22 protein-coding genes, 1 other RNA gene and 1 pseudogene are annotated in these 20,187 nt (G+C 61.2%); 13 read left to right on the top strand and 11 right to left on the bottom strand.

Going from position 1 to position 20,187, the window contains the following annotated elements:
- Positions 1–193 precede the first annotated feature (193 nt).
- Positions 194–373 (bottom strand): hypothetical protein, encoded by a 180-nt coding sequence (locus ACQRD3_RS03915; RefSeq protein WP_080908359.1) that lies wholly within the window; start codon positions 371–373, stop codon positions 194–196.
- Positions 374–1,103: 730 nt separating this feature from the next.
- Here ACQRD3_RS03915 and ACQRD3_RS03910 point away from each other — a divergent pair.
- Together ACQRD3_RS03910 and ACQRD3_RS03905 are read left to right on the top strand one after the other, a co-directional pair.
- A complete protein-coding gene (locus ACQRD3_RS03910) occupies positions 1,104–2,714 on the top strand; it encodes a recombinase family protein (protein WP_427779981.1) in 1,611 nt (536 codons plus the stop codon).
- Positions 2,693–3,151: a manganese catalase family protein gene (locus tag ACQRD3_RS03905; RefSeq protein WP_427780064.1), complete on the top strand. Its 459-nt coding sequence runs from the start codon at positions 2,693–2,695 to the stop codon at positions 3,149–3,151. Before ACQRD3_RS03910 ends, ACQRD3_RS03905 begins: the two co-directional genes overlap by 22 nt.
- Here ACQRD3_RS03905 and ACQRD3_RS03900 read toward each other — a convergent pair.
- Complete coding sequence (locus ACQRD3_RS03900; protein ID WP_427779979.1) at positions 3,121–3,312, bottom strand: hypothetical protein; 192 nt, start codon at positions 3,310–3,312, stop codon at positions 3,121–3,123. The two genes, ACQRD3_RS03905 and ACQRD3_RS03900, sit on opposite strands and share 31 nt — an antisense overlap.
- A 158-nt stretch (positions 3,313–3,470) precedes the next feature.
- On the opposite strand from ACQRD3_RS03900, the gene ACQRD3_RS03895 reads away from it, so the two are divergent.
- The 3 genes from ACQRD3_RS03895 to ACQRD3_RS03885 are packed head-to-tail and all read left to right on the top strand — an operon-like array spanning position 3,471 to position 5,690.
- The gene (locus ACQRD3_RS03895) at positions 3,471–3,863 is read left to right on the top strand and encodes a spore cortex-lytic protein (RefSeq protein ID WP_427779977.1); all 393 of its coding nucleotides are present in this window, start codon (positions 3,471–3,473) and stop codon (positions 3,861–3,863) included.
- A gap of 12 nt (positions 3,864–3,875) precedes the next feature.
- Entirely contained in the window at positions 3,876–5,093 is a 1,218-nt protein-coding gene (locus tag ACQRD3_RS03890; protein ID WP_427779975.1) for a peptidoglycan-binding protein, read from the top strand.
- Between the two features lie 3 nt (positions 5,094–5,096).
- Positions 5,097–5,690, top strand: a complete 594-nt coding sequence (locus ACQRD3_RS03885; RefSeq protein WP_080908353.1) for a peptidoglycan-binding domain-containing protein — start codon at positions 5,097–5,099, stop codon at positions 5,688–5,690.
- A 63-nt stretch (positions 5,691–5,753) separates the two neighbouring features.
- Here the strand turns inward: ACQRD3_RS03885 and ACQRD3_RS03880 are convergent, their stop codons facing one another.
- The 4 genes from ACQRD3_RS03880 to ACQRD3_RS03865 form a co-directional block, all read right to left on the bottom strand.
- The gene (locus tag ACQRD3_RS03880; RefSeq protein ID WP_080908352.1) at positions 5,754–6,986 is read right to left on the bottom strand and encodes an aspartate kinase; all 1,233 of its coding nucleotides are present in this window, start codon (positions 6,984–6,986) and stop codon (positions 5,754–5,756) included.
- A gap of 57 nt (positions 6,987–7,043) precedes the next feature.
- Complete coding sequence (locus ACQRD3_RS03875) at positions 7,044–8,261, bottom strand: homoserine dehydrogenase (RefSeq protein ID WP_427779972.1); 1,218 nt, start codon at positions 8,259–8,261, stop codon at positions 7,044–7,046.
- Positions 8,262–8,300: 39 nt separating this feature from the next.
- Positions 8,301–8,741, bottom strand: coding sequence for an ACT domain-containing protein (locus ACQRD3_RS03870; RefSeq protein WP_080908350.1), 441 nt, complete (start codon positions 8,739–8,741; stop codon positions 8,301–8,303).
- A 202-nt stretch (positions 8,742–8,943) separates the two neighbouring features.
- Positions 8,944–11,625, bottom strand: coding sequence for a PBP1A family penicillin-binding protein (locus ACQRD3_RS03865; protein WP_427779970.1), 2,682 nt, complete (start codon positions 11,623–11,625; stop codon positions 8,944–8,946).
- 234 nt (positions 11,626–11,859) lie between these two features.
- Here ACQRD3_RS03865 and ACQRD3_RS03860 point away from each other — a divergent pair, with 234 nt between their 5' ends.
- From ACQRD3_RS03860 to ACQRD3_RS03835, 6 genes are all read left to right on the top strand, one after another.
- Positions 11,860–12,168 carry a DUF1292 domain-containing protein gene (locus ACQRD3_RS03860; RefSeq protein WP_080908349.1) on the top strand — a complete coding sequence of 103 codons (309 nt, stop codon included), beginning with the start codon at positions 11,860–11,862 and terminating at the stop codon, positions 12,166–12,168.
- 13 nt (positions 12,169–12,181) lie between these two features.
- Positions 12,182–12,372, top strand: a non-coding RNA gene (gene ssrS, locus ACQRD3_RS03855) — 6S RNA.
- A 190-nt stretch (positions 12,373–12,562) separates the two neighbouring features.
- On the top strand, positions 12,563–14,326 hold the full coding sequence (locus ACQRD3_RS03850; RefSeq protein WP_427779968.1) for a peptidylprolyl isomerase: 1,764 nt from the start codon (positions 12,563–12,565) through the stop codon (positions 14,324–14,326).
- Between the two features lie 64 nt (positions 14,327–14,390).
- Positions 14,391–15,116 carry a tRNA threonylcarbamoyladenosine dehydratase gene (locus ACQRD3_RS03845; protein WP_198933315.1) on the top strand — a complete coding sequence of 242 codons (726 nt, stop codon included), beginning with the start codon at positions 14,391–14,393 and terminating at the stop codon, positions 15,114–15,116.
- Positions 15,117–15,166: 50 nt separating this feature from the next.
- Positions 15,167–15,529: a TSUP family transporter gene (locus ACQRD3_RS03840; protein WP_080908347.1), complete on the top strand. Its 363-nt coding sequence runs from the start codon at positions 15,167–15,169 to the stop codon at positions 15,527–15,529.
- Positions 15,529–15,933: a sulfite exporter TauE/SafE family protein gene (locus ACQRD3_RS03835; RefSeq protein ID WP_080908346.1), complete on the top strand. Its 405-nt coding sequence runs from the start codon at positions 15,529–15,531 to the stop codon at positions 15,931–15,933. The genes ACQRD3_RS03840 and ACQRD3_RS03835 overlap by 1 nt, the downstream gene beginning before the upstream one ends.
- Here ACQRD3_RS03835 and ruvX read toward each other — a convergent pair.
- From ruvX to ACQRD3_RS03815, 4 genes are read right to left on the bottom strand one after another with little or no spacing between them, the layout of a single operon-like run.
- The gene (gene ruvX, locus ACQRD3_RS03830) at positions 15,887–16,309 is read right to left on the bottom strand and encodes a Holliday junction resolvase RuvX (protein ID WP_080908345.1); all 423 of its coding nucleotides are present in this window, start codon (positions 16,307–16,309) and stop codon (positions 15,887–15,889) included. The two genes, ACQRD3_RS03835 and ruvX, sit on opposite strands and share 47 nt — an antisense overlap.
- Before the next feature lies 1 nt (position 16,310).
- Entirely contained in the window at positions 16,311–16,631 is a 321-nt protein-coding gene (gene trxA, locus ACQRD3_RS03825; RefSeq protein WP_080908344.1) for a thioredoxin, read from the bottom strand.
- A 29-nt stretch (positions 16,632–16,660) separates the two neighbouring features.
- Complete coding sequence (locus ACQRD3_RS03820) at positions 16,661–17,518, bottom strand: NAD(P)/FAD-dependent oxidoreductase (RefSeq protein ID WP_427779965.1); 858 nt, start codon at positions 17,516–17,518, stop codon at positions 16,661–16,663.
- Positions 17,515–17,799, bottom strand: a complete 285-nt coding sequence (locus ACQRD3_RS03815; RefSeq protein WP_080908342.1) for an ArsR/SmtB family transcription factor — start codon at positions 17,797–17,799, stop codon at positions 17,515–17,517. The genes ACQRD3_RS03820 and ACQRD3_RS03815 overlap by 4 nt, the downstream gene beginning before the upstream one ends.
- Positions 17,800–17,954: 155 nt before the next feature.
- Between ACQRD3_RS03815 and ACQRD3_RS03810 the strand changes: the two genes are divergently transcribed.
- Both ACQRD3_RS03810 and ACQRD3_RS03805 read left to right on the top strand, forming a co-directional pair.
- Positions 17,955–18,809: a glycosyltransferase family 2 protein gene (locus ACQRD3_RS03810; RefSeq protein WP_427779963.1), complete on the top strand. Its 855-nt coding sequence runs from the start codon at positions 17,955–17,957 to the stop codon at positions 18,807–18,809.
- Positions 18,810–19,026: 217 nt separating this feature from the next.
- Positions 19,027–19,920 carry an EamA family transporter gene (locus ACQRD3_RS03805; protein WP_080908340.1) on the top strand — a complete coding sequence of 298 codons (894 nt, stop codon included), beginning with the start codon at positions 19,027–19,029 and terminating at the stop codon, positions 19,918–19,920.
- A 50-nt stretch (positions 19,921–19,970) separates the two neighbouring features.
- Here ACQRD3_RS03805 and ACQRD3_RS03800 read toward each other — a convergent pair.
- A pseudogene (locus ACQRD3_RS03800) lies at positions 19,971–20,187 on the bottom strand (sodium-dependent transporter); the annotation flags it as partial.

Raw genomic sequence — 20,187 nt, 5'->3', positions numbered from 1 at the left:
AGGAATGAAAAGCAACGGCTACTCCGCCCTTTTACAGGTGACGATCTCCGTTCTACCTTGGCAGATGGTTTTAGATTCGGCAAGCGGCCCAAAGAATCAGGGCCGCCGCCGATATCCAGAACTTGTCGTCCACGGACAGACCCACAGCTCGTCCCCCTCTCTTTCGTGAGCCTGCCCTTCCGGGCAGGTTTTTTTACACCTTGATCCCTCTGGCCGCCGCCCGGTCTACAATGTCACAGGCCACCCGGCGGGCCTCCAGCCGGATCTGATCTAGCTCCGCCTCCGTTTTTCCGGCGTAGGCAGCGTCATAGACCTCTACTGTGCAATCTTTAAAATGATAGGTCTTGACCAAATTTCCCTGGGGCTCAATCATCACTGCCACCTCCTCAGAAAATCCTATTCAAAATGCGGTTTGTCCCATGCCGCGCTCGCGCGCTGTCCTTCTTGCTAAACTCGTTGGCCATTCCAGCCTCAATGAGTTAAGGATTCTTTTGTCAACGCTTTCTGGAACCGATACTGTTACCCGTCGCATCTCAGTTATTGTGTTTCTTCCTTAAGATAATTTCCCTCGTGAGTTCCTTTACCTTCTCCTGCTCTGCAGACAAAAGCTGATTTCTGCTGCAGGCGGCTTGCTGTCCAAAGGTATTTCTGATGATACTGATTACCTTGTCTACGGTTTCCGCGATCCGATTCAGACGATTCCACTTATTATCGTGATCTGCTGGCTCAGACATCCGCTATACAGGATCAAGGCGGAAAGTTCAGACCATCGATGAGATCCGCGCCCGCTGAAGATATGCGGCGCCACATTTTATTAGTGATTTTACGCACAGCTTTTCATGCATAATTATCAACCAGAATTTATATGAGACGACGTACATCCCGCCCCTCGCCGCGGTCGCAGCGCTTGTTGTGCTCAACGCCAAGGCCGATTGGATCCCCGAGACCCAGATGTCCAGTATTTCCACAGCGGTACTACTACGATCCCAACCGCAACGGCGGCACTTATTACGAGTCCACGCTCTCCAAAGCGCCGGCGAGAGGGCTTACCCCGTGCTCCAAATGTGTACATGACTGATCACAAAGATTAAGAGGTGACCCCTATGCCCTTTAGCACAAACAGTTCCAACGAATACTGCATGTACCTCCGAAAATCCAGAAAGGATATGGAGATGGAGGCCCAGGGATCCGGGGACACACTGAAGCGCCACCGGGAAACGCTGCTGTCTTTGGCAGCGAAGATGCAGATCAATGTGACCTACATCTACGAAGAGGGCGTCATGTCCGGAGACACCATTGCGGAACGTCCACAGATGCAAAAACTTCTGGACGCGGTGGAGCAGGGAGCCTGGAAAGGCGTCCTGGTGATGGAGATCCCACGTCTGGCCCGCGGAGATACCATTGATCAGGGCGTGGTCGCCCAGGCATTTCGATACAGCGGCACGCTGATTGTCACACCGGAAAAGACTTACCGACCGGACGACGAGTACGACGAGGAATACATGGAGTTCGGCCTGTTCATGTCCCGCCGGGAATACAAGGCTATTAATCGCCGGATCCAGCGCGGCCGCCTGTTCAGCGTCCAAGAGGGAAAATGGATTGCCAACAAGGCCCCCTACGGCTGGCGAAGAGTCAAGCTGGAGCACGAAAAGGGCTATACGCTGGAGCCGGATGACACCGGGGCTTCCGAGGTCCTTCAGCTCATGTATTACTGGGCCAGCCATCCGCAGCCCATGCCTGACGGCACCACCCGCCGGATGGGTTCCGCCGCCATCACCACCAAGTTGAACGAGATGTCCATCCCTTCCCCGTCCGGAAAAAAATGGACGGCGGCCGTGGTGCGGGAGATTTTGATCAACCCTGTCAATGCCGGCTGGGTCCGGCACAATTACCGTCCGGCTAAAAAATCCGTTGTGGATGGAGAGGTGCGCGTCTCCCGTCCACGCAGTTCCCAGGAGGATGTCTCGCTCTATCCGGGACGCCACCGGGGGCAGATCTCCCAAGAGGTCTTTGATGATGTGAAAAAATTTCTGCTGGACAATCCAAGCCGACCCGGACCTAAGCAGGTTGCCATGAAGAATCCTCTCTCCGGCCTGGTAATTTGCGGAAGCTGTGGCCACGCCATGGTACGGCGGCCCTATCAAAACGGCCGGCAGGAGACGCTGCTCTGTCCGCATACATACTGTCCCACCGTTGCCTCCAACCTGGTGGTGGTCGAGCAGGGCGTCCTTCAGGCCATGAGGGAATGGCTGGAGAACTTTGATCTGGAATATCAGTCCACAAAGTCAGATCCGGCCCAGGGTGACTCTTCCGGCGCGCTCCGCGCAGCCCTCTCCGCGCTGCAAAAGGAGCACGATCAGCTTGCCGCGCAGGAGGCGCGCGCTTATGAGCTGGTGGAGCAGGGAATCTATTCGACGGAGATTTTCTTGCAGCGCAGTCGTGCTATTTCGGAGCGGCAGAAGGAAAACCAAACGCAGCTTGAGCAGATCTCGATAGAGCTTCAGCATATGGAGCATCAGGAAAAGGCCCGGGCGGCGATCTCCCCTATGATCCGCACTGTTTTGGCCTCTTACCCTCTGGCACAGAGCCCAAAAGAAAAAAATGACCTTCTGAAACGTGTCCTTCAGAAAGTGGAATACACAAAAACAAACCGGAATCGTCGGAGCGGCGGCGGGGATATGAATATCCGCATATATCCCAAACTGCCATATTAAAATATACTCATATATATTCTCATGGTACGCACGAACTGGGCCACCTGGAGATGATCGGAACCATCGTCCACCAGCTCACCCGGAGCCTCTCCGAAGAGCAGATCAAGACCGGCGGTTTCGATGCCTATTTTGTGGACCATACTGCCGGCATCTATCCCACCGCCGCCTCCGGCTTCCCCTGGACAGCCGCTTCCATGGCAGTTAAGGGCGACCCCATCTGCGATCTGAGCGAGGACATGGCCGCTGAGCAGAAGGCCCGGGTCACCTACGACAACATCCTCCGCCTGTCCGACGATCCCGACGTCAGCGACGTCATTCGCTTCCTTCGGGAGCGGGAGATCGTCCACTTCCAGCGCTTCGGCGAGGCCGTCCGGCTGGCCAAAGAGCGCATGGACCAGAAAAACGTCTATTTCGTCAACCCGGCGTTCGACAAGTAATTTTCATTCTCCCCGGTTGCCCCGTCTGGGTCTTTGCCCCGGCGGGGCTCTTTTTGCGCCAGCGCCCGGAAGGAGCGGAGCTTCTCCGCCCCCAGGACCTGCCGCTGGCTCTCCCCCCGAAAGCACACCGGGACGCACAGCTCCAGCAGGCGGTCGTACACCCGCCCGCGGCCGGGTCGCCGCCTCCTTCCAATCCCTGCGGGAAATATGGGAAAAGGTGCACCCTTTCGTACAATAAATGAAAAATTTTCTCCGTAGATAGGGGCTGGTCAATATTTTTCACCCCTCAGCATAGGTATAAAAAAAGGAGGAATGAAGCTTGTACCAGAATGGAACGATTTCCGCCCGGGTTTATACCTCCGTGGCGCAGATCCCTGTGGCTGGGGCCACTGTGGCCATCAGCCAGCGCCAGACCGGCAAAAAACACACCCTGCTGGCGGTCCGTATCACCGATGAAAACGGGGAGATCCCCCCTGTCGTAGTTCCGGCGCCCCCTGCCCAGGAGAGCAAAACGCCGGGAACGGTCAATCCCTTCACCGCCGTGGACCTGCGGGTGGAGCATCCCGGGTACCAGCAGGAGGTCGTGGAGGATGCCCAGGTGTTCCCCGGGGTCAACTCCCTTCAGGAGGTGGAGCTCATCCCCATGGCCGAACACGAGATCCCCCGAAACTCCTACAACATCGTCCAGATCACGCCCCAGCCGCTCACATAAGGAGGCTATGCCATGGCACTGACCACCACCCCCTACGTCCCGGAGTACATCACCGTCCATATCGGCACAGCGGGCTCCGGCGGGCAGAACGTCACCGTCTCCTTCCCTGACTACATCAAGAACGTGGCCTCCAGCGAGATCTACCCCACCTGGGAGCCCTCCGCCCTTCGGGCCAACATCCTGGCACAGATCTCCTTTGCCCTCAACCGGGTGTACACCGAGTTTTACCGCAGCCGGGGCTACCCCTTCCAGATCACCTCCACCACCGCTCAGGATCAGAAGTTCATCCCCGGGCGGAACATCTTCGAGAACATCTCTCAGCTGGTGGATGAGATCTTCACCGACTACATCCGCCGCCAGGGCAACGTGGAGCCCCTCTCCGCCAAGTTCTGCAACGGCACCACCACCACATGCGACGGACTGTCCCAGTGGGGCAGCCAGGACCTGGCTTTGGAGGGATATGATTCCATGGAGATCCTGCGAAACTACTACGGAAACAACATCGAGCTGGTCACAGACGCCCCCATCCGGGGGATCCAGCAGTCCTACCCGGGCTCGCCGCTGCGCAAGGGCAGCAGCGGATCCAACGTCACCTTTCTTCAGACCGCCATGAACCGCATTTCCCAGGACTACCCCGCCATCCCCAAGATCTGGCCGGTGGACGGGGTGTTCGGCGATCAGACCGAGGCCGCCGTGCGGAAGTTCCAGTCCATCTTCAACCTCACCTCTGACGGCATCGTGGGCGAGGCCACCTGGTACAAGATGATCTATCTCTACGTGGGCATCAAAAAGCTCTCCGAGCTGGTGAGCGAGGGGCAGGACTATTTCGGCATCTCCTTCCAGTACCCCGATGCCCTGAAGCGGGGAGACACCGGGGAGAAGGTGCGCATTCTCCAGTACATGCTCTCGATGCTGGCCCAGTTTAACGACACCATACCCCCAGTGACGGTGGACGGGGTGTTCGGTGCGGAGACGGAGGAGGCCGTGCGGGCTTTCCAGCATAAAAAACACCTGCCGGAGACCGGCGTGGTGGACGCAGAGACCTGGGATTACCTTTACCGGGAGTTCCAGGGGGTGTCGGAGACCGTGCTGGATAATCCGGTCCTCTTCCCCCAGGAGAAGGCGGCCGGGGCTGACGCCAGCAGCGCCTACGGCACCACCACCCGGCTGACCCAATACCCCGGCTATTCCCTGACCCTGGGCAGCCGGGATACGGAAGGAGGGTTTTAAACAATGGCGCTCGACGAAAGCAAGTACCTGGGCCGGCCGGTAAAGAGCCTCCAGGCCATGCTCCGGCAGATCTCCTATGTCTACCCCGTCATCCCCCGGCTGGTCCCCGACGGGCTGTTTGGAGAGGAGACGCTGGAGGCGGTGATGATCTTCCAGCGGGAGTTCCGTCTCCCCGTTACCGGCACCGTGGACAACGCCACCTGGGATGCGGTGGTGCTGACCTATGCCAGGACCACCCAGAACCTGGAGAACCCCCTGCTCACCAACGGGTTCCCCGACCGGCTCTCCACCTTCTCCCCCGGAGACCGCTGTGTCTACCTGCTGATGATCCAGGCCATGTTCAACGCTCTGAGCCACACGCTGGAGGAGGTGGAGAATGTCCCCGTGGACGGACTCCACGCAGGCGGCTCGGTCCGCAACACCAAGTGGCTCCAGCGCAAGGGAAATCTGAAGGAGACCGGCGTCATGGGCAAGGATGAGTGGAATCTGCTGGTCCGGATCTACGAGGTCTTTCTCATCCGCTTTGTTGAACCCAACCCGTGCCAGCTTCTGGATCGCCCCCCCGCTTCCGCCCGCAAGTCCCGGGCCTCCCGGTGACCGGAACAGAAAAAAGACCTCCCGCCGCGGCGTATGCCGCGGCGGGAGGTCTTTCCGCACCCTTTACAGGGCGCTTTGGAGCTCCACTTCGCCGAAGAACTTGTTGTGCACCACCTGGACCGCCCGATCGGCGTCGTCCAGGTCCACCAGGACGGAGACCTTGATCTCACTGGTGGAGATCATATGGATGTTGATGCCCGCATTGAAGAGGGCCTCAAACATGGAGGATGCCACGCCGGGGTTGTTGATCATGCCCGCCCCCACGATGGAGACCTTGGCGATCTTGTCGTTGACGTCGATGTGGTCGAAGCCGATGTATTCCCGGTTTTCCTCCAAAATACGGGTGGCTTCCCCGGCGTCGCTCTTGGCCACTGTGAAGCTGATGTCCTTCTTGTCCCCCCGGCCGATGGACTGGAGGATGATGTCCACGTTGATCTTCTCCCGGGCCAGCAGGGAGAAGATCCGGAAGGCGATGCCAGGCTCGTCGGCCAGGCCCACCAGAGCCAGACGGGCTACATTTTTATCCTTTGCGATTCCGCTGACATGGGATTTTTCCATGATTTTCACGACCTCCTTGACTCTTGTCCCCGGCTTTCCGGAGAAACTGGAGAGGACCTCCAGATTGACATTGTAGCGTTTTGCCATCTCGACGGAGCGGTTGTGGAGCACCTGGGCCCCCAGAGTGGCCAGCTCCAGCATCTCATCGAAGGTGATCTCATCCAGCTTGTGGGCGCCGGGGACCAGCCGGGGATCGGCGGTATACACGCCGTCCACGTCGGTGTAGATCTGGCAGAGATCAGCGTGGAGGCTGGCGGCCAGCGCCACCGCCGAGGTGTCCGAACCGCCGCGGCCCAGGGTGGTGATGTCGCCGTATTTGTTGATCCCCTGGAAGCCGGTGACGATGACGATGCATCGCCTGTCCAGCTCGGTGAGGATGCGTTCTGTGACGATGCGGTTGATGCGGGCATTTCCGTAGCTGGAGTTGGACTGCACCCCCGCCTGCCAGCCGGTGAGGGAGACCACCGGGAGACCCATGGCCTCGACGGCCATGGCACAGAGGGAACAGGAGATCTGCTCTCCCGTGGACAGCAGCATATCCATCTCCCGCTTGGAGGCGTGAGGGTTGATCTCTGCGGCCTTGGCGATCAGGTCGTCGGTGGTGTCACCCTGGGCCGAGAGGACGGCCACCACGTTGTGGCCGCGCTTATAAGTCTCCGTGATGATACGGGCCACGTTGCGGATGCGGTCTGCGTCCGCGACAGAGCTCCCGCCGAATTTTTGCACAATGAGTCCCATGTGAAAGTACCCCCTTGTAGGCTTACGGTCTAGTTTATGCCGGGAGGCGGCCCGCCGTCAGTCGGTCAGGATCCGGAACACGGAGCGGGGCGTCAGCGCGGTCAATTTCCCATCCAGGGCCGGCCGGGTCAGGGTTCCCGCGGTGAGAAATACGGTCTCCCCGGCCGGAGCGCCGGCCCGGGCCAGGAAGGACGCATCGGGGAAGGCGGCGCGGACCTGCTCGGCAGAGGCCTCCGCCCGGACGTACCAGGCGCTGGCTACATCGTCGGGCGGCACCGCCACATCCTCCCCGCCGGGGCCCCAGTCCAGATACTTGGGCCGGTCCATGCTGCGGGCGGCCTCCATCACGTCGGCCACCACCGCCGAGGCGGTGGGCAGCTTGCCCGCGCCCCTGCCGTAGAACATCACGTCGCCGATGGCGTTGCCCTTGACCGTAATGGCGTTGAACACATCCTCCACCCCGGCCAGGGGATTCTCCCCGTCCACCAGGTGAGGGGCCACAAAGGCCCGGACTTTTCCGTCCGTCCCCCGGATGGCCCGGCCCAGCAGCTTGATCTTCCGGCCGCAGGACTCGGCGTAGGCCACATCGGCCAGGGCCACCCCGGAGATCCCCTCGGTGGGGGCCTGAGCCGGGTACACGTGGCGGCCGAAGGCAAGAGAGGCCAGGATGCAGATCTTCCGGCAGGCGTCGTGGCCCTCGATGTCGGCGGTGGGGTCCTGCTCGGCATAGCCGTTAGCCTGGGCCTCCTTCAGTGCCTCCCCGAAGGGCAGCCCCGCCCGGATCATCCGGGTGAGGATGTAGTTGGTGGTGCCGTTTAAGATGCCGCAGATCTCGGTGATCTCGTTGGCGGCCAGGCACTGCTTCAGCGGCCGGATGATGGGGATGCCGCCCCCCACACTGGCCTCATAGAGATAGCTGGCCCCGTGCTCCTGGGCTAGGCGCATCAACTCGTAGCCGTGCTCGGCCACCAGTTCCTTGTTGGAGGTGACCACGCTCTTGCCCGCACGGAGCGCGCGCTCGGTGAATTCCCGGGCGATCGTGGCTCCGCCGATGGTCTCCACCACGATATCCACCTCGGGATCGCCCTCGATTTGGGCAAAATCGTGGACGACGTACGGCGCGAAGGGACTGTTCGGAAAGTCCCGGACGTCCAGAATGTATTTCAGCTCCACCGCGGAATGTATTTTTTCATCAATGTGTGGGCCGTTGCGTCGCAGGACCTCCGCCACGCCAGACCCCACCACGCCGAACCCCAGGATCGCTACCTTTGCCATCGAATTCTCTCCTTTCGGGCTGTCTGACCACGGCTGCGCTCAGCCAGCCAGAATTTCACACCGGACGACCCCGGTCTCCTGTCCCAGCTGGCCCAGCAGTTCCTCCACCGTCATGGTGAGACCGGAGGTCTCCGTGCCCACGCTGACCACCGCGCTGCCCCCGGCGGGGATGCTCTGGTTGATGGTCAGGATGTTCGCCCCGCTGCGGGCAAATATGTTCAGTACCGCAGAGAGAACGCCGGGCTCATTTTTCAGCAGGATCTGAAAGGTGATGATGCGCCCGTTGAGCATGTCGTTGAAGGGCCGCAGGGAGTCCTTGTACTTGTAAAAGGCGCTGCGGCTGATCCCAACCCGCCGGGCCGCCTGGTTGACCGTCCCGGACTCGCCGGTCTCCAGTAGCCGTTTGGCCTCAGCCACCTTGAGAAAAATCTCGGGCAGCGCGTCCGCGTCCACGATAAAATATTGCGGCAGTTTTCCCATCTTATGCAAGCCCTCCCCGAATGTGTCCGTATATGAAAGTCATTTGTTTGTACGATGTGATATATTTTAGCACAGTACATTACGAAACGCAATGACGAGTTTTCAAAATACCCGCTAATTTCTCGGGGACGCAGATGGGGGAGAATTGACAAAAATCACGAAGGGACACGCAAAAGCGTGTCCCTTCGTGAGAAATTTTGAATCAGGCCCCGGGAGGAAGAAGCGGATCCTCCCCTCCCCCGCCCGCCGACTGCGAGGGCTCCGGCGTGTGTGCGGCGGGGGGCTGAGTGGTGTTCGGCGTATGGGTGGGTTCCTGAGTGTGGGACCCGCTCTCCCCCGGCTCGGGAGACGAGGGATGTCCCCCCGCTGTGGGCCAGGTGGAGGGGTCTCCGGGGTCAAACTCCGGATCATGCTCCTCGGAGGGCCAGGTGGAGGGATCGGTGATGTCGAATTGGGAAGGATCATAGGGCTCCGGCTCTTCGGAGATCTCACTGGTGTGGACCGTGCAGGTCCCAGCCGCCTCCACAGAACGGAGGAGATAGGCGTCGTCTTCGGGGATCACACCGCCCAGGTACTCCCGGGTCAGATTCAGCACGGCCACACTGGTGCGGCCCTTGACGGGTTCGCCGTCATCCCCCGTGGAGGTCTCCGGACAGAACTCCCCCGCCAGGTGGTAGCGGCCTGTGGGCTCACCCGAGTCGTTGAGGATGGGAGAGCCGGTGCACACCTCCACCATGGTATGGAGATCACAGGATTGCGTGGGCACATCCTCCGGGAAGAGGTAACCCACCGCCACCCGGCTGCCCCGCATGTCGCTTCTGCATTTGTCGGTGGCCTTCAGGCCGCTGTCCAGGCAGTAGGATACGGACACCAGTCCTTCCGGCTTTGTGAAGTCCTTGTTCTCCAGCCCCTCGTGGACCTGGCTCATGACCTTCTTCCACAGGGAGGCCGCCGGGTTTCCGGAGGCCTTGACCCGCTCCGGGTTGTCGTAGCCCACCCAGACTGCCGCCGTGTAGTAGGGCGTGTAGCCCACGAACCACCGGTCGTTGTTGGAGTTGGTGGAGCCGGTCTTGCCGGCGATGGTCATGCCCGGGAAGCTGGCGTAGGTGCCCGAGCCGTCGTTCACCACGTCTTTGAGCATCTGATTGACATAATAAGTGGTCTTTTCCTTGAGCACAGCCTTGCCCTCGGTCTCCTGGGTGAGCAGCTCCTTGCCGTTGGAGTCCACCACCTTGGAGTAGGTGCGGGGCTTGATATACACCCCGTCCCGGGGGAACACGGAGTAGGCCCCCGCCATGTCCAGGGTGGACACGCCGTCGGTGAGGCCGCCCAAAGCCATCTGGGAGTAGCCGATATCGGAGTACTCCTTGCCGTTGATCATCCGGCTGACCACCAGGTGGTTGGGGTCCACGCCGAACTTGTCCTCCAGGTATTCGAAGGCGACCTGAGGGGTGACCTTCTGGAGCACCCGCACCGCCACGGTGTTGGTGGAGTTGGTGACCGCGTTGGACACCGTCATGAGCCCGGTGTAGCGGTGGTTGACGTTGGAGGGCCAGGGGCTGTTCTCCAGCAGCATGGGGGGGCTGTCCTCAAAGACGGAATAGGGGGTAATGAGCCCCATCTCCAAAGCGGGGGCATAGACAGCCAGCGGCTTGATGGAAGAGCCGGGCTGCCGGATGGTCCGGGTGGCCCGGTTCCAGCCACGGGTGTCCTTGGCCGTCTTTTCTCCGATCTTGCCCGACAGGCCCACCACGTTGCCCCGGGGGTCCACGATGACGATGGCGGACTGGAGCTGCTGGCCGGAGGCCGAGGTGTAGGGCAGGTTCTCCACGTTGGAGTAGATCTCGTTCACTGCGGACTGGATCTTGGGATCCACGCAGGCGTAGATCTCCAGGCCGCCGGAGTAGACCAGATCCCGGGCCACCGTCTCGGAGTAGTCATAGGTTTTGATGAGGTCGTTGGTCACGTCGGTGATGACCTGCTCGGTGTACCAGCTGTAGACCGTGCTGTTCTGGTCCCCGGCGCTGGCACTCTGGAAGGTCAGGACCTCGGACTTGGCGGCGTCCCGCTCCGCCTCGGAGATATAGCCCTCCTTGCACATGGCGTCCAGCACCAGTCCCCGGCGGTAGTTGTTCTGGTCGGGGTGGGTGTAGGGGTCGTAGAGAGAGGGGTTGTTGGTGATGCTGATGAGGCTGGCGCACTCGGCCAGACTCAGCTGATCGACACTCTTGCCGAAGTAGGCGTAGGAGGCGGTGTATACCCCGTAACTCCGGCGGCCAAAGTAGATATAGTTGAGGTACCACTCCAGCGTCTGCTCCTTGGAGTACTTCTTGTCAAACTCCAGGGCGCGGAAGATCTCCAGCACCTTGCGCTTGACGGTGACGTCGTCGTAGGTGGTCAGGTTTTTGATGAGCTGCTGGGTGATGGTGGAGCCGCCCTGGATGCTCCCGCCGGTGAACATGGTGAGGATGCTCTTGGCCGTGCGGATCCAGTCCACGCCGTGGTGGTCGTAGAAGCGCCGGTCCTCGATGGCCACGGCGGCGTGGATCAGATTCTGCGGGATCTCGGAATAGGCCACCCAGACGCGGTTCTGATCCCCGTGCAGGGTCTCGTATTCCGACACCGCCCCCGTTTCTGGATCGGTATAATAGATGGTGCTGGAGAGATTCATGGGATAGTCCGCCACGTCCAGCTCGGTCTGGGGCAGAATGACGGTCTTGATGTAGACCGCGGCAAAGCACGCCAGAAAGGAACATGTGATGGCAAAGACCAGCAAAAGCGTGCCGATCACCGTCAGGGCGCGATGGGCGCCCCCGCGTTTGTGCCTGCGGGCAGTCCCCTCGGCGGGACGTTTCTGCGGATGGTTCGAATGTTGTTCAGCCACTTTGACACCTCCGGAAATGGTGGTCTGATGTGATTCCTTGTCACGACAGAAGAAACCGATTTTTACATTATATCACGAGTTGACCGTTTGTCCACCCTAATTATTTACATTTCAGGGATAATGACCCATATTTTAAAAAGCGCGGTAAAAATTTCAAAAGACCCGACTTGCATTTTTCCGCACAGCGGGGTACAATAAAAACACCCAAGACAATGAGAAAGCGAGGCGTCCTGCATGAGCGAGGAATACGGTCCCGATTTTGTCTCTATCACCGATGAGGACGGAAATGAATTCGAGCTGGAGCACGTAGACACCATTGAGTACAAGGGACAGGTCTACATGGCCTTCTTCCCTGCGGACACCGGCGCGGAGGGCGAGGAGAAGGGCGACGACGAAGAGGAAAACGGGCTTATCATCCTGAAGGTCGTTGCGGAAAACGGTGAGGAGCAGCTGTCCACCCTGGACAGTGAAGAGGAGCTCCAGGAGGTCTATGACCAGTTCATGGAGGACCTGTTCCAGGACGAAGACGGCGACGAGGAGTAACTGAAAAAGGCTTGTTCCCCTGCCTGGTGCGTGATGGGTCTTATTTAAACCCACATTTATGAAACGGGACGCTCACTCGCGCCGCGGATCGCAGGCCTCCCGGCATCTGCCGGAAGTTGGAAGCGGTGAATCGGTGCGGAGGCAACCCACCTGCCGGAGACGTGCAGGTTTTAAATGGGTCCACACGGCTAAGGCGGGGGATCTTTATTTTTTCCTCCAAATACGGCTTAAAACCGCTGTTTACAGCGGTTTTTCTTTTTCCCATTTCGTTTGGGGCTTGCAAGAAAGAGCGTTTTCCTGTATAATAACAACTTGCGTAAAACGCTTCCCGCAAAGGAAGCGCCGCTTTCAGGAAACCCCTTCCTGACAGGTAAAAATGAGAGGACTGAACTGCATGAGCGCATCCGATAAAAAACAGCAGCGCAAGAGCGATTCGACTGCGGGTCTCACCCAGCGGGAGCTCAAAGAACGCGCCGAGGCCCAGGCTGCCAAGCAGAAGAAAACCGCCTACACAGTGGTCGGCGTGGTCTGCGCGGTGGCTGCCGCCGCCCTTCTTGTGTGGAACTCCAATTTCTGGGTCAAGACCGCCACGGCGGCCACGGTGGACGGAACCGATTATAAGGTGCCCGATCTCCAGTACTACTATGTGCAGGCCCGCAACAACCAGTATTCCATGTATCAGATGTATTCCGCCTATGGGATCTCCACCGGCTACGACCCCTCCAAGGGAGACGGCGAGCAGTGGTACAGTGAGGCCGATGGAAAGACCTACGCCGATTACTTCCGGGAGACCGGACTGGACAGCCTCAAGCAGGTGGCCGCGCTGTGTAAGGCTGCCGCAGCCGAAGGATACACCCTCTCTGAGGATGGACAGTCCCAGATCGACGACACCTTTGCCCAGATCGACAAGGTCTGTGCCCAGAACGGCCTGACCCGCAGTTCCTATTTTGCTCAGGTCTATGGGAACGGAGTCACTGAGAAGGTCTTTGCCCGCAACCTGGAAAAGGCCGTACTGGCCTCTGAGTACGAGCAGTATCACCAGAACAGCCTCTCCTACCCCGACGAGGAGCTCCAGGCTTACTACAACGAAAACCCCAACGATCTGGACAGCTACACCTATCGTTCCTTTCAGATCGACGGTACCGCAGCTGATCCCACCGACGCCAACGGAGATCCTGTGAAGGACGCCGATGGCAACACCGTCACGGCCACCGACGAGGAGAAACAGGCCGCCATGGACGCCGCCAAGGCCAGCGCCGACGCCGCCGTGGCCGAGATCCGGGCCGCTTCCGACCGGGAGGCCGCCTTCATCGCCGCCGCCCCCAACTACGTGGCCGAGAGCGCCAAGGAGAACTACGCCGACGCCGGCTACTCCCTCAATGAGAAGGTCCAGGGCAGTGTGCTCACCCAGAACGCCTCCGCCATCGCCGGCTGGCTGATGGATCCCGCCCGCAAGTCCGGAGACGTCACAGCCTTGGAGACCTCCAACGGCTATACCGTGGTTCTCTTCCTGGACCGCACTCTGGTACAGGACCCCACCGTGGATATCCGCCACATCCTCATCAAGGCGGAGACCAGCGACGCCGACACCACCGACGACAAAGGCAGCAAGGTACCCTCTCAGGAGGAGATGGACGCCGCCAAGGCCAAGGCCCAGTCCCTCCTGGACGAGTGGAAGGCCGGCGAGGCCACCGAGGAGAGCTTCGGCAAGCTGGCCAGAGAGAACTCCGAGGATCCCGGCTCCGTCTCCAAGGGCGGCGAGTACACCTTTGTCCGTCAGGGCCAGATGTTCGACGCCTTTGACCAGTGGATCTTCGACCCCGCCCGCAAGAGCGGCGATGTGGAGCTCATTGAGAACACCCAGTCCGGACAGCAGGGCTGGCACATCGTCTATTTTGAAAAGACGGAGGAGCCCTACTGGAAGAGCCTGGCCATCTCGGCCAAGCAGTCTGCCGACCAGGCCGAATGGCTGACCGGCATCACCGACGACGTGGAGGCCGCTGCCGCCGACGGCATGAAGTATGTCGGTCAGGCCAACACCATCTCCGACGCCGGTGAGGCTCCCGCGGAGAGCGGTGCAGCCGAGTCCGAGGCCCCCGCCGAGAGCGGCGCGGCTGAGTCCGCTGCCCCCGAGGTTTCCAAGAGCCCGGCGGCGTAACATTGAACCCAGACCGCCCCGCGGGAGAGCTTCCGCGGGGCGGTTTTTATCAGGAGGTATGTGAATGATGGGAGACGAAGCTTTTCTCCGCACCGAGATGCTGCTGGGTGCAGAGGCGATGGAGAAGCTGGCCCGCAGCCATGTGGCGGTGCTGGGCCTGGGAGGTGTGGGCAGCTGGTGCGTGGAGGCGCTGGCCCGCTCCGGTGTGGGAGAGCTGACCCTGGCCGATTGCGACGAAGTGGGGCTTTCCAACCTCAACCGCCAGCTGGAAGCCACCCGGGAGACTGTGGGGCAGCCCAAGGCCGAGGCCATGGCCCGCCGGGTGGCGCTCCTGGCCCCGGACTGCAAGGTTCATCCCCTTCTCTACCGCTACACTCCGGAGGACCGGGAGACCTTTTTCGCTGTGGAATACGACTATATCGTGGACGCCATCGACCTGGTCTCCTGCAAGCTGGATCTGATCCAGACCGCCCTGAGCCGGTCGGTGCCCATCGTCTCCGCCCTGGGCACCGGCAACAAGCTGGACCCTACCCAGTTCCGCATCACCGACCTCTCCAAGACAGAGGGCTGTCCCCTGGCACGGGTGATCCGCAAAGAGCTGCGGAACCGGGGCATTCTCCACCACCGGGTTCTCTGGTCCCCGGAGGCCCCCCGCCGTCCCGAGGATCGGGAGGCGCCCCCGCCCGGCCGCCGGAGTGTGCCCGGCAGCGTGGCCTGGGTTCCCTCCTGCGCCGGACTCATGCTGGCGGGAGACACCATTCTCCGCCTGACTGGGATCGAACACGGATAAAAAGACCCCCTCCCGCCCAAACTACGGCGGGAGGGGGTCTCTGCGTGTCAATGGAAAAAAACAAGCTGCGCTCTGCTGTAGCGGGCGGCGCCGCCGGGCTCATCAACGGGTTCTTCGGCGGGGGCGGCGGGATGCTTCTGGTGCCTCTCCTGGCCCGTTGGAGGGGCCTTGGGGACCGGCGGGCCTTCGCCACCTCGGTGGCGGTCATCCTGCCCCTGTGCGCCCTGTCCGCCGGGATCTACTTCCTCCGGGGCGGGCTGGCCCTCTCCGCCGCCCTTCCCTACCTGTTGGGCGGTCTGGCGGGAGGAACGCTGGGGGGCGTGCTCTTCAAGCGGCTGAACATGACCTGGCTGCGCCGGGGTTTTGCCCTGCTCATTCTCTACGCGGGCGTCCGGGCCGCGTTTTTCTCCTGATGGCGGCCTTTCTGGCCGGTCTGGCGGCGGGGGTGCTCTCCGGCTTCGGCGTGGGGGGCGGAACCCTTCTGCTCATCTACATGACTGTCTTTGCGGGGATGCCCCAGACGCTGGCCCAGGGGATCAACCTGCTCTACTTCCTTCCCACCGCCGCCATGGCCCTCCCAGCCCACGTGAAAAACGGGTTCGTGGAGCGAAGCGTCCTCCTCCCCGCCGTCCTCTCCGGGCTGGTGGGAACCGCTCTGGCTGCCTGGGCAGCCACCGCGCTGGACACGGCGCTCCTCCACCGGCTCTTCGGCGGGTTTCTCATCTGTGTGGGCCTGTCCGAGCTGTTCCGCAGGCCCGTCGGGAAAGGCGTCAGTCCGGATGGGTGCGGCGATAGGTCAGATAGCCCTCCAAAATGAGCGTGGCCGCCACCGCGTCCACGTTCTTTTTGTGCTGTTTGGTCTTTTTTCCCGCGGCGGAGAGGATGGCGTGGGCCTCCACGGTGGTGCGCCGCTCGTCCCAGAGGCGCACCGGCATCCCGGCGGCCTCCTCCACCTGACGGGCAAAGGCGCGGCAGAGCTCCGCCCGGGGGCCCTCGGTGCCGTCCATGTTCCGGGGGAAGCCCATCACCAGCTCTTCCGCCCTCTGCTCCCGGGCCAGACGGGCCAACTCCGCGGCCACGAATTCCGGCTTGCGGCTCTGGATGACCGTGGTGAAGCCCGCCAACAGGCCGGTGGGGTCGGAGACGGCGACGCCCGTGCGGGCGTCGCCGTAGTCGATTGCCATGATCCGCATCTTACAGATTGGCGTCCAGGACGGTAGAGTAGGCGGCGGGGGGCATGGCGCCCACCTTGCGCTCGATCTCCTTGCCGTCGCGGAAGAAGATGACGGTGGGGACGCTCATGACGCCGTAGCGCTGGGCCAGCGGGGTCTCCTCATCCACGTCCACCTTGCCGATGATGACGTCCTTGCCCTCATACTCCCGGGCCAGCTGCTCCATGACGGGGGTGAGCATCTTGCAGGGGCCGCACCAGGTGGCCCAGAAGTCCACCATCATCAGCTTGTCGGACTGGAGCGCCTTGTCGAAACCGGCCTCGTTAAAATGAATCAGTGCCATACTCAAATCTTCCTTTCTTTGTGTCGCAGTTATTTTTGTCTGGTTTGGTCCAAATATTCGGCGGCCCGGAGTCCGGCCACCAGCCCCTCCCCCACGGCCTTGGAAACCTGAAGGGGAAGGCCGGTACAGTCTCCGGCGGCGAACACACCGGGAATGTTGGTCCGTCCGTCCCGGTCCGCAGTGATGTAGCCCCCGTCTGTTTCCAGTCCGGGCAGCAGGTCTGCCGGAGCCAAGGAGGGCCGCAGGAGGAACACGCCGTCGCAGGGGATCTCCTCCCCGTCGGCCTCCAGGACCGTCACGGCCTTCTCCCCTCGGATCTCCAGCTTTACGCCCTTGACGAAGGGAATGTCGTTCTCCAGGTGCTCCGGGCGTTTGGCGGCCACATAGGTGACCTGGCAGCCCAGCTGTTTGAGGAAGGCGGCCTCCTCGGGGGCGTCGGCGCTCAGCCCCACCACCGCCACCCGCTTCTCCCGGTAGAGCGCGCCATCGCAGGTGGCGCAGTAGCTCACACCCCGGCCCAGGAACTCGGCCTCGCCGGGGTACTTCTTCCCCCGGCTGACCCCCAGGGCCAGGATCACCGCCCCGGCCTCCTCCATGTCGGAGTCGATGCTGACATAGAAGCGGTCCCCCACAGGCATGACGCCCAGCACCCGGCCGGTCCGCCGCTCCACGCCGGTCTCTCTGGCGTGGGCGGCAAAGCGGTCCAGCAGCTCCGCGCCGGTGAGGCCGGGCAGGCCCAGGTAGTTGTCGACCTGATGGGCCTTGTAAAGAGCGTTGTCCCGGTCGTCTCCGGCCACCACCAGCACCGATTTGCCCCTGACCCGGGCCTGAAGCGCGGCGGACAGCCCGGCGGGCCCGGCACCGATGACCAGAATGTCGTAACTCATTTTTCTCCCTCCTTCGGGAACAGGGCGCAGAGCAGCTTCGGCACTCTGGCGTCGTCGATTTCGTAGTAGACCTCGTTGCCGGCCCGCTCCGCCTTCACCACCCCGGCCGCCTTGAGCCGGGCCAGGTGCTGGGAGACGCAGGACTGGGACTGTCCCGTGTGGGACACCATGCACCCCACGTTGCGGCAGCCGCAGCACAACAGGCCGTGGACGATCTCCAGCCGCACGGGGTGGGCCAGAGCCTTCAGAAGCTCCGCTTCCGCCCGGTATTCCTCCTCCACAGGATCACCTCCAATTTCTAATTTTATTATATTCAAATATTCTAATCTTGTCAAGAGAAATTTTCCTCCTCACAAACTTTTGGCTGGGGGCTTGCGGCGGGGGCCGGAACATACTACAATAGCAGAAATGACTTTTTGAAATGCGAGGTGCCCTTATGGGAGAACCGCTGGTATCCATTCTTGTCCCAGTTTACAACGTAGCCCCCTACCTGGAGCAGTGTCTGGACTCCATCCGGGCCCAGAGCTACCGGGAGTTTGAAGCGCTGCTGGTCAACGACGGCAGTGACGACGCCTCCCCCTACATCTGCCGCTCCTACGAGCGGGCCGACAGCCGTTTCCGGCTCATCGACAAGCCAAACACCGGCGTCTCGGACAGCCGGAACCGGGCCATGGATCAGGCCCGGGGGAAATACTTACAGTTTTTGGACGGGGACGACTGGCTCACTCCCGACGCCACAGACACCTTTGTCCACGCTGCGGAGAGCACCGGGGGAGATTTGGTCATCAGCCACTTTTACCGGGTGGCGGGAGACCGGGTGGCCCAGCGGGGGCATATCAAGACGGAGCGGGTCCTCACCCGCCGGGACTTTGCCGAGCAGATGATGAAGGCCCCCGCCAACTACTACTACGGCGTGCTCTGGAACAAGTTCTACCGCCGCTCCATCGTGGAGGCCCACCGGCTGCGCTGCCCGGCGGGCGTGAACTGGTGTGAGGACTTTCTCTTCAATCTTGACTACATCGAGTACGCCCGCCTCATCACAGCGGTGCCCCGCCCTCTCTACTACTACCGCAAGCGGGGGGACAGCCTGGTGAACACTCAGTCCACCCTGCGCAGGACCATCGCCACCAAGCGCATGACCTTTGACTACTACAAGGAGCTCTATCAGAAACTGGATCTGTACGAGGAGCAAAAGGCCGGAGTCTACCGCTACCTCCTCTCGGCGGCCACCGACGGCTCGGTGGGGCTTTTGGCCTCCCGCCTGGGCGCGGAAGAACAGCCCATTCTGTGACGAAATTTGTCAAAATAGAATTGCCAGAGACGCCATCCTTTGATATAATAAATCGTTACCGGTCTTTCGGCCGATGAAAGGAGGCGCCTGCCTTGTGATAGTAAGACCTGCCAAACGTGTTCAATGCTGGCACAACACCCGGTTCCCCCGCAGGCCGCCTCCGGCCCCGTCCTTTTTGAACCAATAAATAAAGTTGATTTGAAAGGACGTTTTCCCTGTGAACTGGTTTCTTCTCTCGCTCATTGCCATCCTCTTCTGGAGCGGCTCCGATCTCTTCTCCAAGATGGGCTCCAGGCCCGACGACAAATACAGCCATTGGAAGATGGTCATGGCGGTGGGCACGGTCATGGGCATCCATGCCCTTTTCCTCATCGCCACCGGCACCCCCTTCTCCCCCGCCGACATCATCACCTACCTCCCCGCCTCAGCCCTTTACATTCTGTCCATGATCCTGGGCTATGTGGGCCTGCGCTACATTGAGCTGTCGGTGTCCTCCCCGGTGTGCAACTCCTCCGGCGCGGTGGCCGCCCTGCTGTGCTTCTTCTTCCTGGGCGAGACCATGTCCGGACTACAGCTGTTCGGCGTGGTGCTGGTCTGCGCCGGCGTGTTCGCCCTGTCGGTCATCGAAAAACGGAAGGACGATGCCCTCCGCGCCTCCGAGGGCCTGACCCCAGACGTCAAGCACAGCCGGAGCATCATCGCCATCGCCTTCCCGCTGCTCTACTGCCTCATCGACGGCCTGGGCACCTTTGCCGACGCCCTGCTGCTGGACACCGTCATTGCCGAGGAGCAGGCCAACATCGCCTACGAGCTGACCTTCCTGCTGATGGCCGTGTTTGCCTTTATCTACGTGGTCCTTGTCAAGAAGCAGCCCCTCAAGATCTCCCGGGAGAAGCCCAAGGTCGTGGCGGCTCTGTGCGAGACGGCAGGCCAGTTCGCCTACGTCTTTGCCATCGGGGCCAACCCCATCGTGGCCGCCCCCATGATCTCCTCCTACTGCGTGGCCTCCCTGCTGTGGAGCCGCCTCATTCTCAAAGAAAAGCTGACCAAATCCCAGTACCTGGTCATCGCCGTGGCGGCGGTGGGCATCGTCATTCTGGGACAGGAATGACAAAATGCGGGTCCGGAGACGAAAACCGTCTCCGGGCCCGTTTTTTTGATTCAGATACCGCCGCAGAAAATGCCCAGAAGGATGACTGCCGCCGTGATGAGGCAGAACACATATTTTCCCATGGGCTCCAGCCACTTGCCCAGGGGTCTCTGACGGCCCAGCTGGACCTGGGAGCGGGCAAAGCCGTCCCCCATGATCCAGAAGAAGATGACCGCCGAAATGAGCGCGCCCACCGGGATGATGTAGATGGACACCGCATCCATCCAC

It is taken from the genome of Candidatus Pseudoscillospira sp. SGI.172 (assembly GCF_050313575.1).
In the GTDB taxonomy this organism is placed as follows: domain Bacteria; phylum Bacillota; class Clostridia; order Oscillospirales; family Oscillospiraceae; genus Vermiculatibacterium.
Note: the sequence above shows the minus strand (reverse complement) of the source record. Positions and strands in the feature narration are given on the sequence as shown.

Coding starts and splice junctions, on each gene's coding strand:
- ACQRD3_RS03915 (WP_080908359.1), bottom strand. CDS start 373: ATGATTGAGCCCCAGGGAAATTTGGTCAAGACCTATCATTTTAAAGAT.
- ACQRD3_RS03910 (WP_427779981.1), top strand. CDS start 1,104: ATGCCCTTTAGCACAAACAGTTCCAACGAATACTGCATGTACCTCCGA.
- ACQRD3_RS03890 (WP_427779975.1), top strand. CDS start 3,876: ATGGCACTGACCACCACCCCCTACGTCCCGGAGTACATCACCGTCCAT.
- ACQRD3_RS03885 (WP_080908353.1), top strand. CDS start 5,097: ATGGCGCTCGACGAAAGCAAGTACCTGGGCCGGCCGGTAAAGAGCCTC.
- ACQRD3_RS03880 (WP_080908352.1), bottom strand. CDS start 6,986: ATGGGACTCATTGTGCAAAAATTCGGCGGGAGCTCTGTCGCGGACGCA.
- ACQRD3_RS03875 (WP_427779972.1), bottom strand. CDS start 8,261: ATGGCAAAGGTAGCGATCCTGGGGTTCGGCGTGGTGGGGTCTGGCGTG.
- ACQRD3_RS03870 (WP_080908350.1), bottom strand. CDS start 8,741: ATGGGAAAACTGCCGCAATATTTTATCGTGGACGCGGACGCGCTGCCC.
- ACQRD3_RS03860 (WP_080908349.1), top strand. CDS start 11,860: ATGAGCGAGGAATACGGTCCCGATTTTGTCTCTATCACCGATGAGGAC.
- ACQRD3_RS03850 (WP_427779968.1), top strand. CDS start 12,563: ATGAGCGCATCCGATAAAAAACAGCAGCGCAAGAGCGATTCGACTGCG.
- ACQRD3_RS03845 (WP_198933315.1), top strand. CDS start 14,391: ATGATGGGAGACGAAGCTTTTCTCCGCACCGAGATGCTGCTGGGTGCA.
- ACQRD3_RS03840 (WP_080908347.1), top strand. CDS start 15,167: ATGGAAAAAAACAAGCTGCGCTCTGCTGTAGCGGGCGGCGCCGCCGGG.
- ACQRD3_RS03835 (WP_080908346.1), top strand. CDS start 15,529: ATGGCGGCCTTTCTGGCCGGTCTGGCGGCGGGGGTGCTCTCCGGCTTC.
- ruvX (WP_080908345.1), bottom strand. CDS start 16,309: ATGCGGATCATGGCAATCGACTACGGCGACGCCCGCACGGGCGTCGCC.
- trxA (WP_080908344.1), bottom strand. CDS start 16,631: ATGGCACTGATTCATTTTAACGAGGCCGGTTTCGACAAGGCGCTCCAG.
- ACQRD3_RS03820 (WP_427779965.1), bottom strand. CDS start 17,518: ATGAGTTACGACATTCTGGTCATCGGTGCCGGGCCCGCCGGGCTGTCC.
- ACQRD3_RS03810 (WP_427779963.1), top strand. CDS start 17,955: ATGGGAGAACCGCTGGTATCCATTCTTGTCCCAGTTTACAACGTAGCC.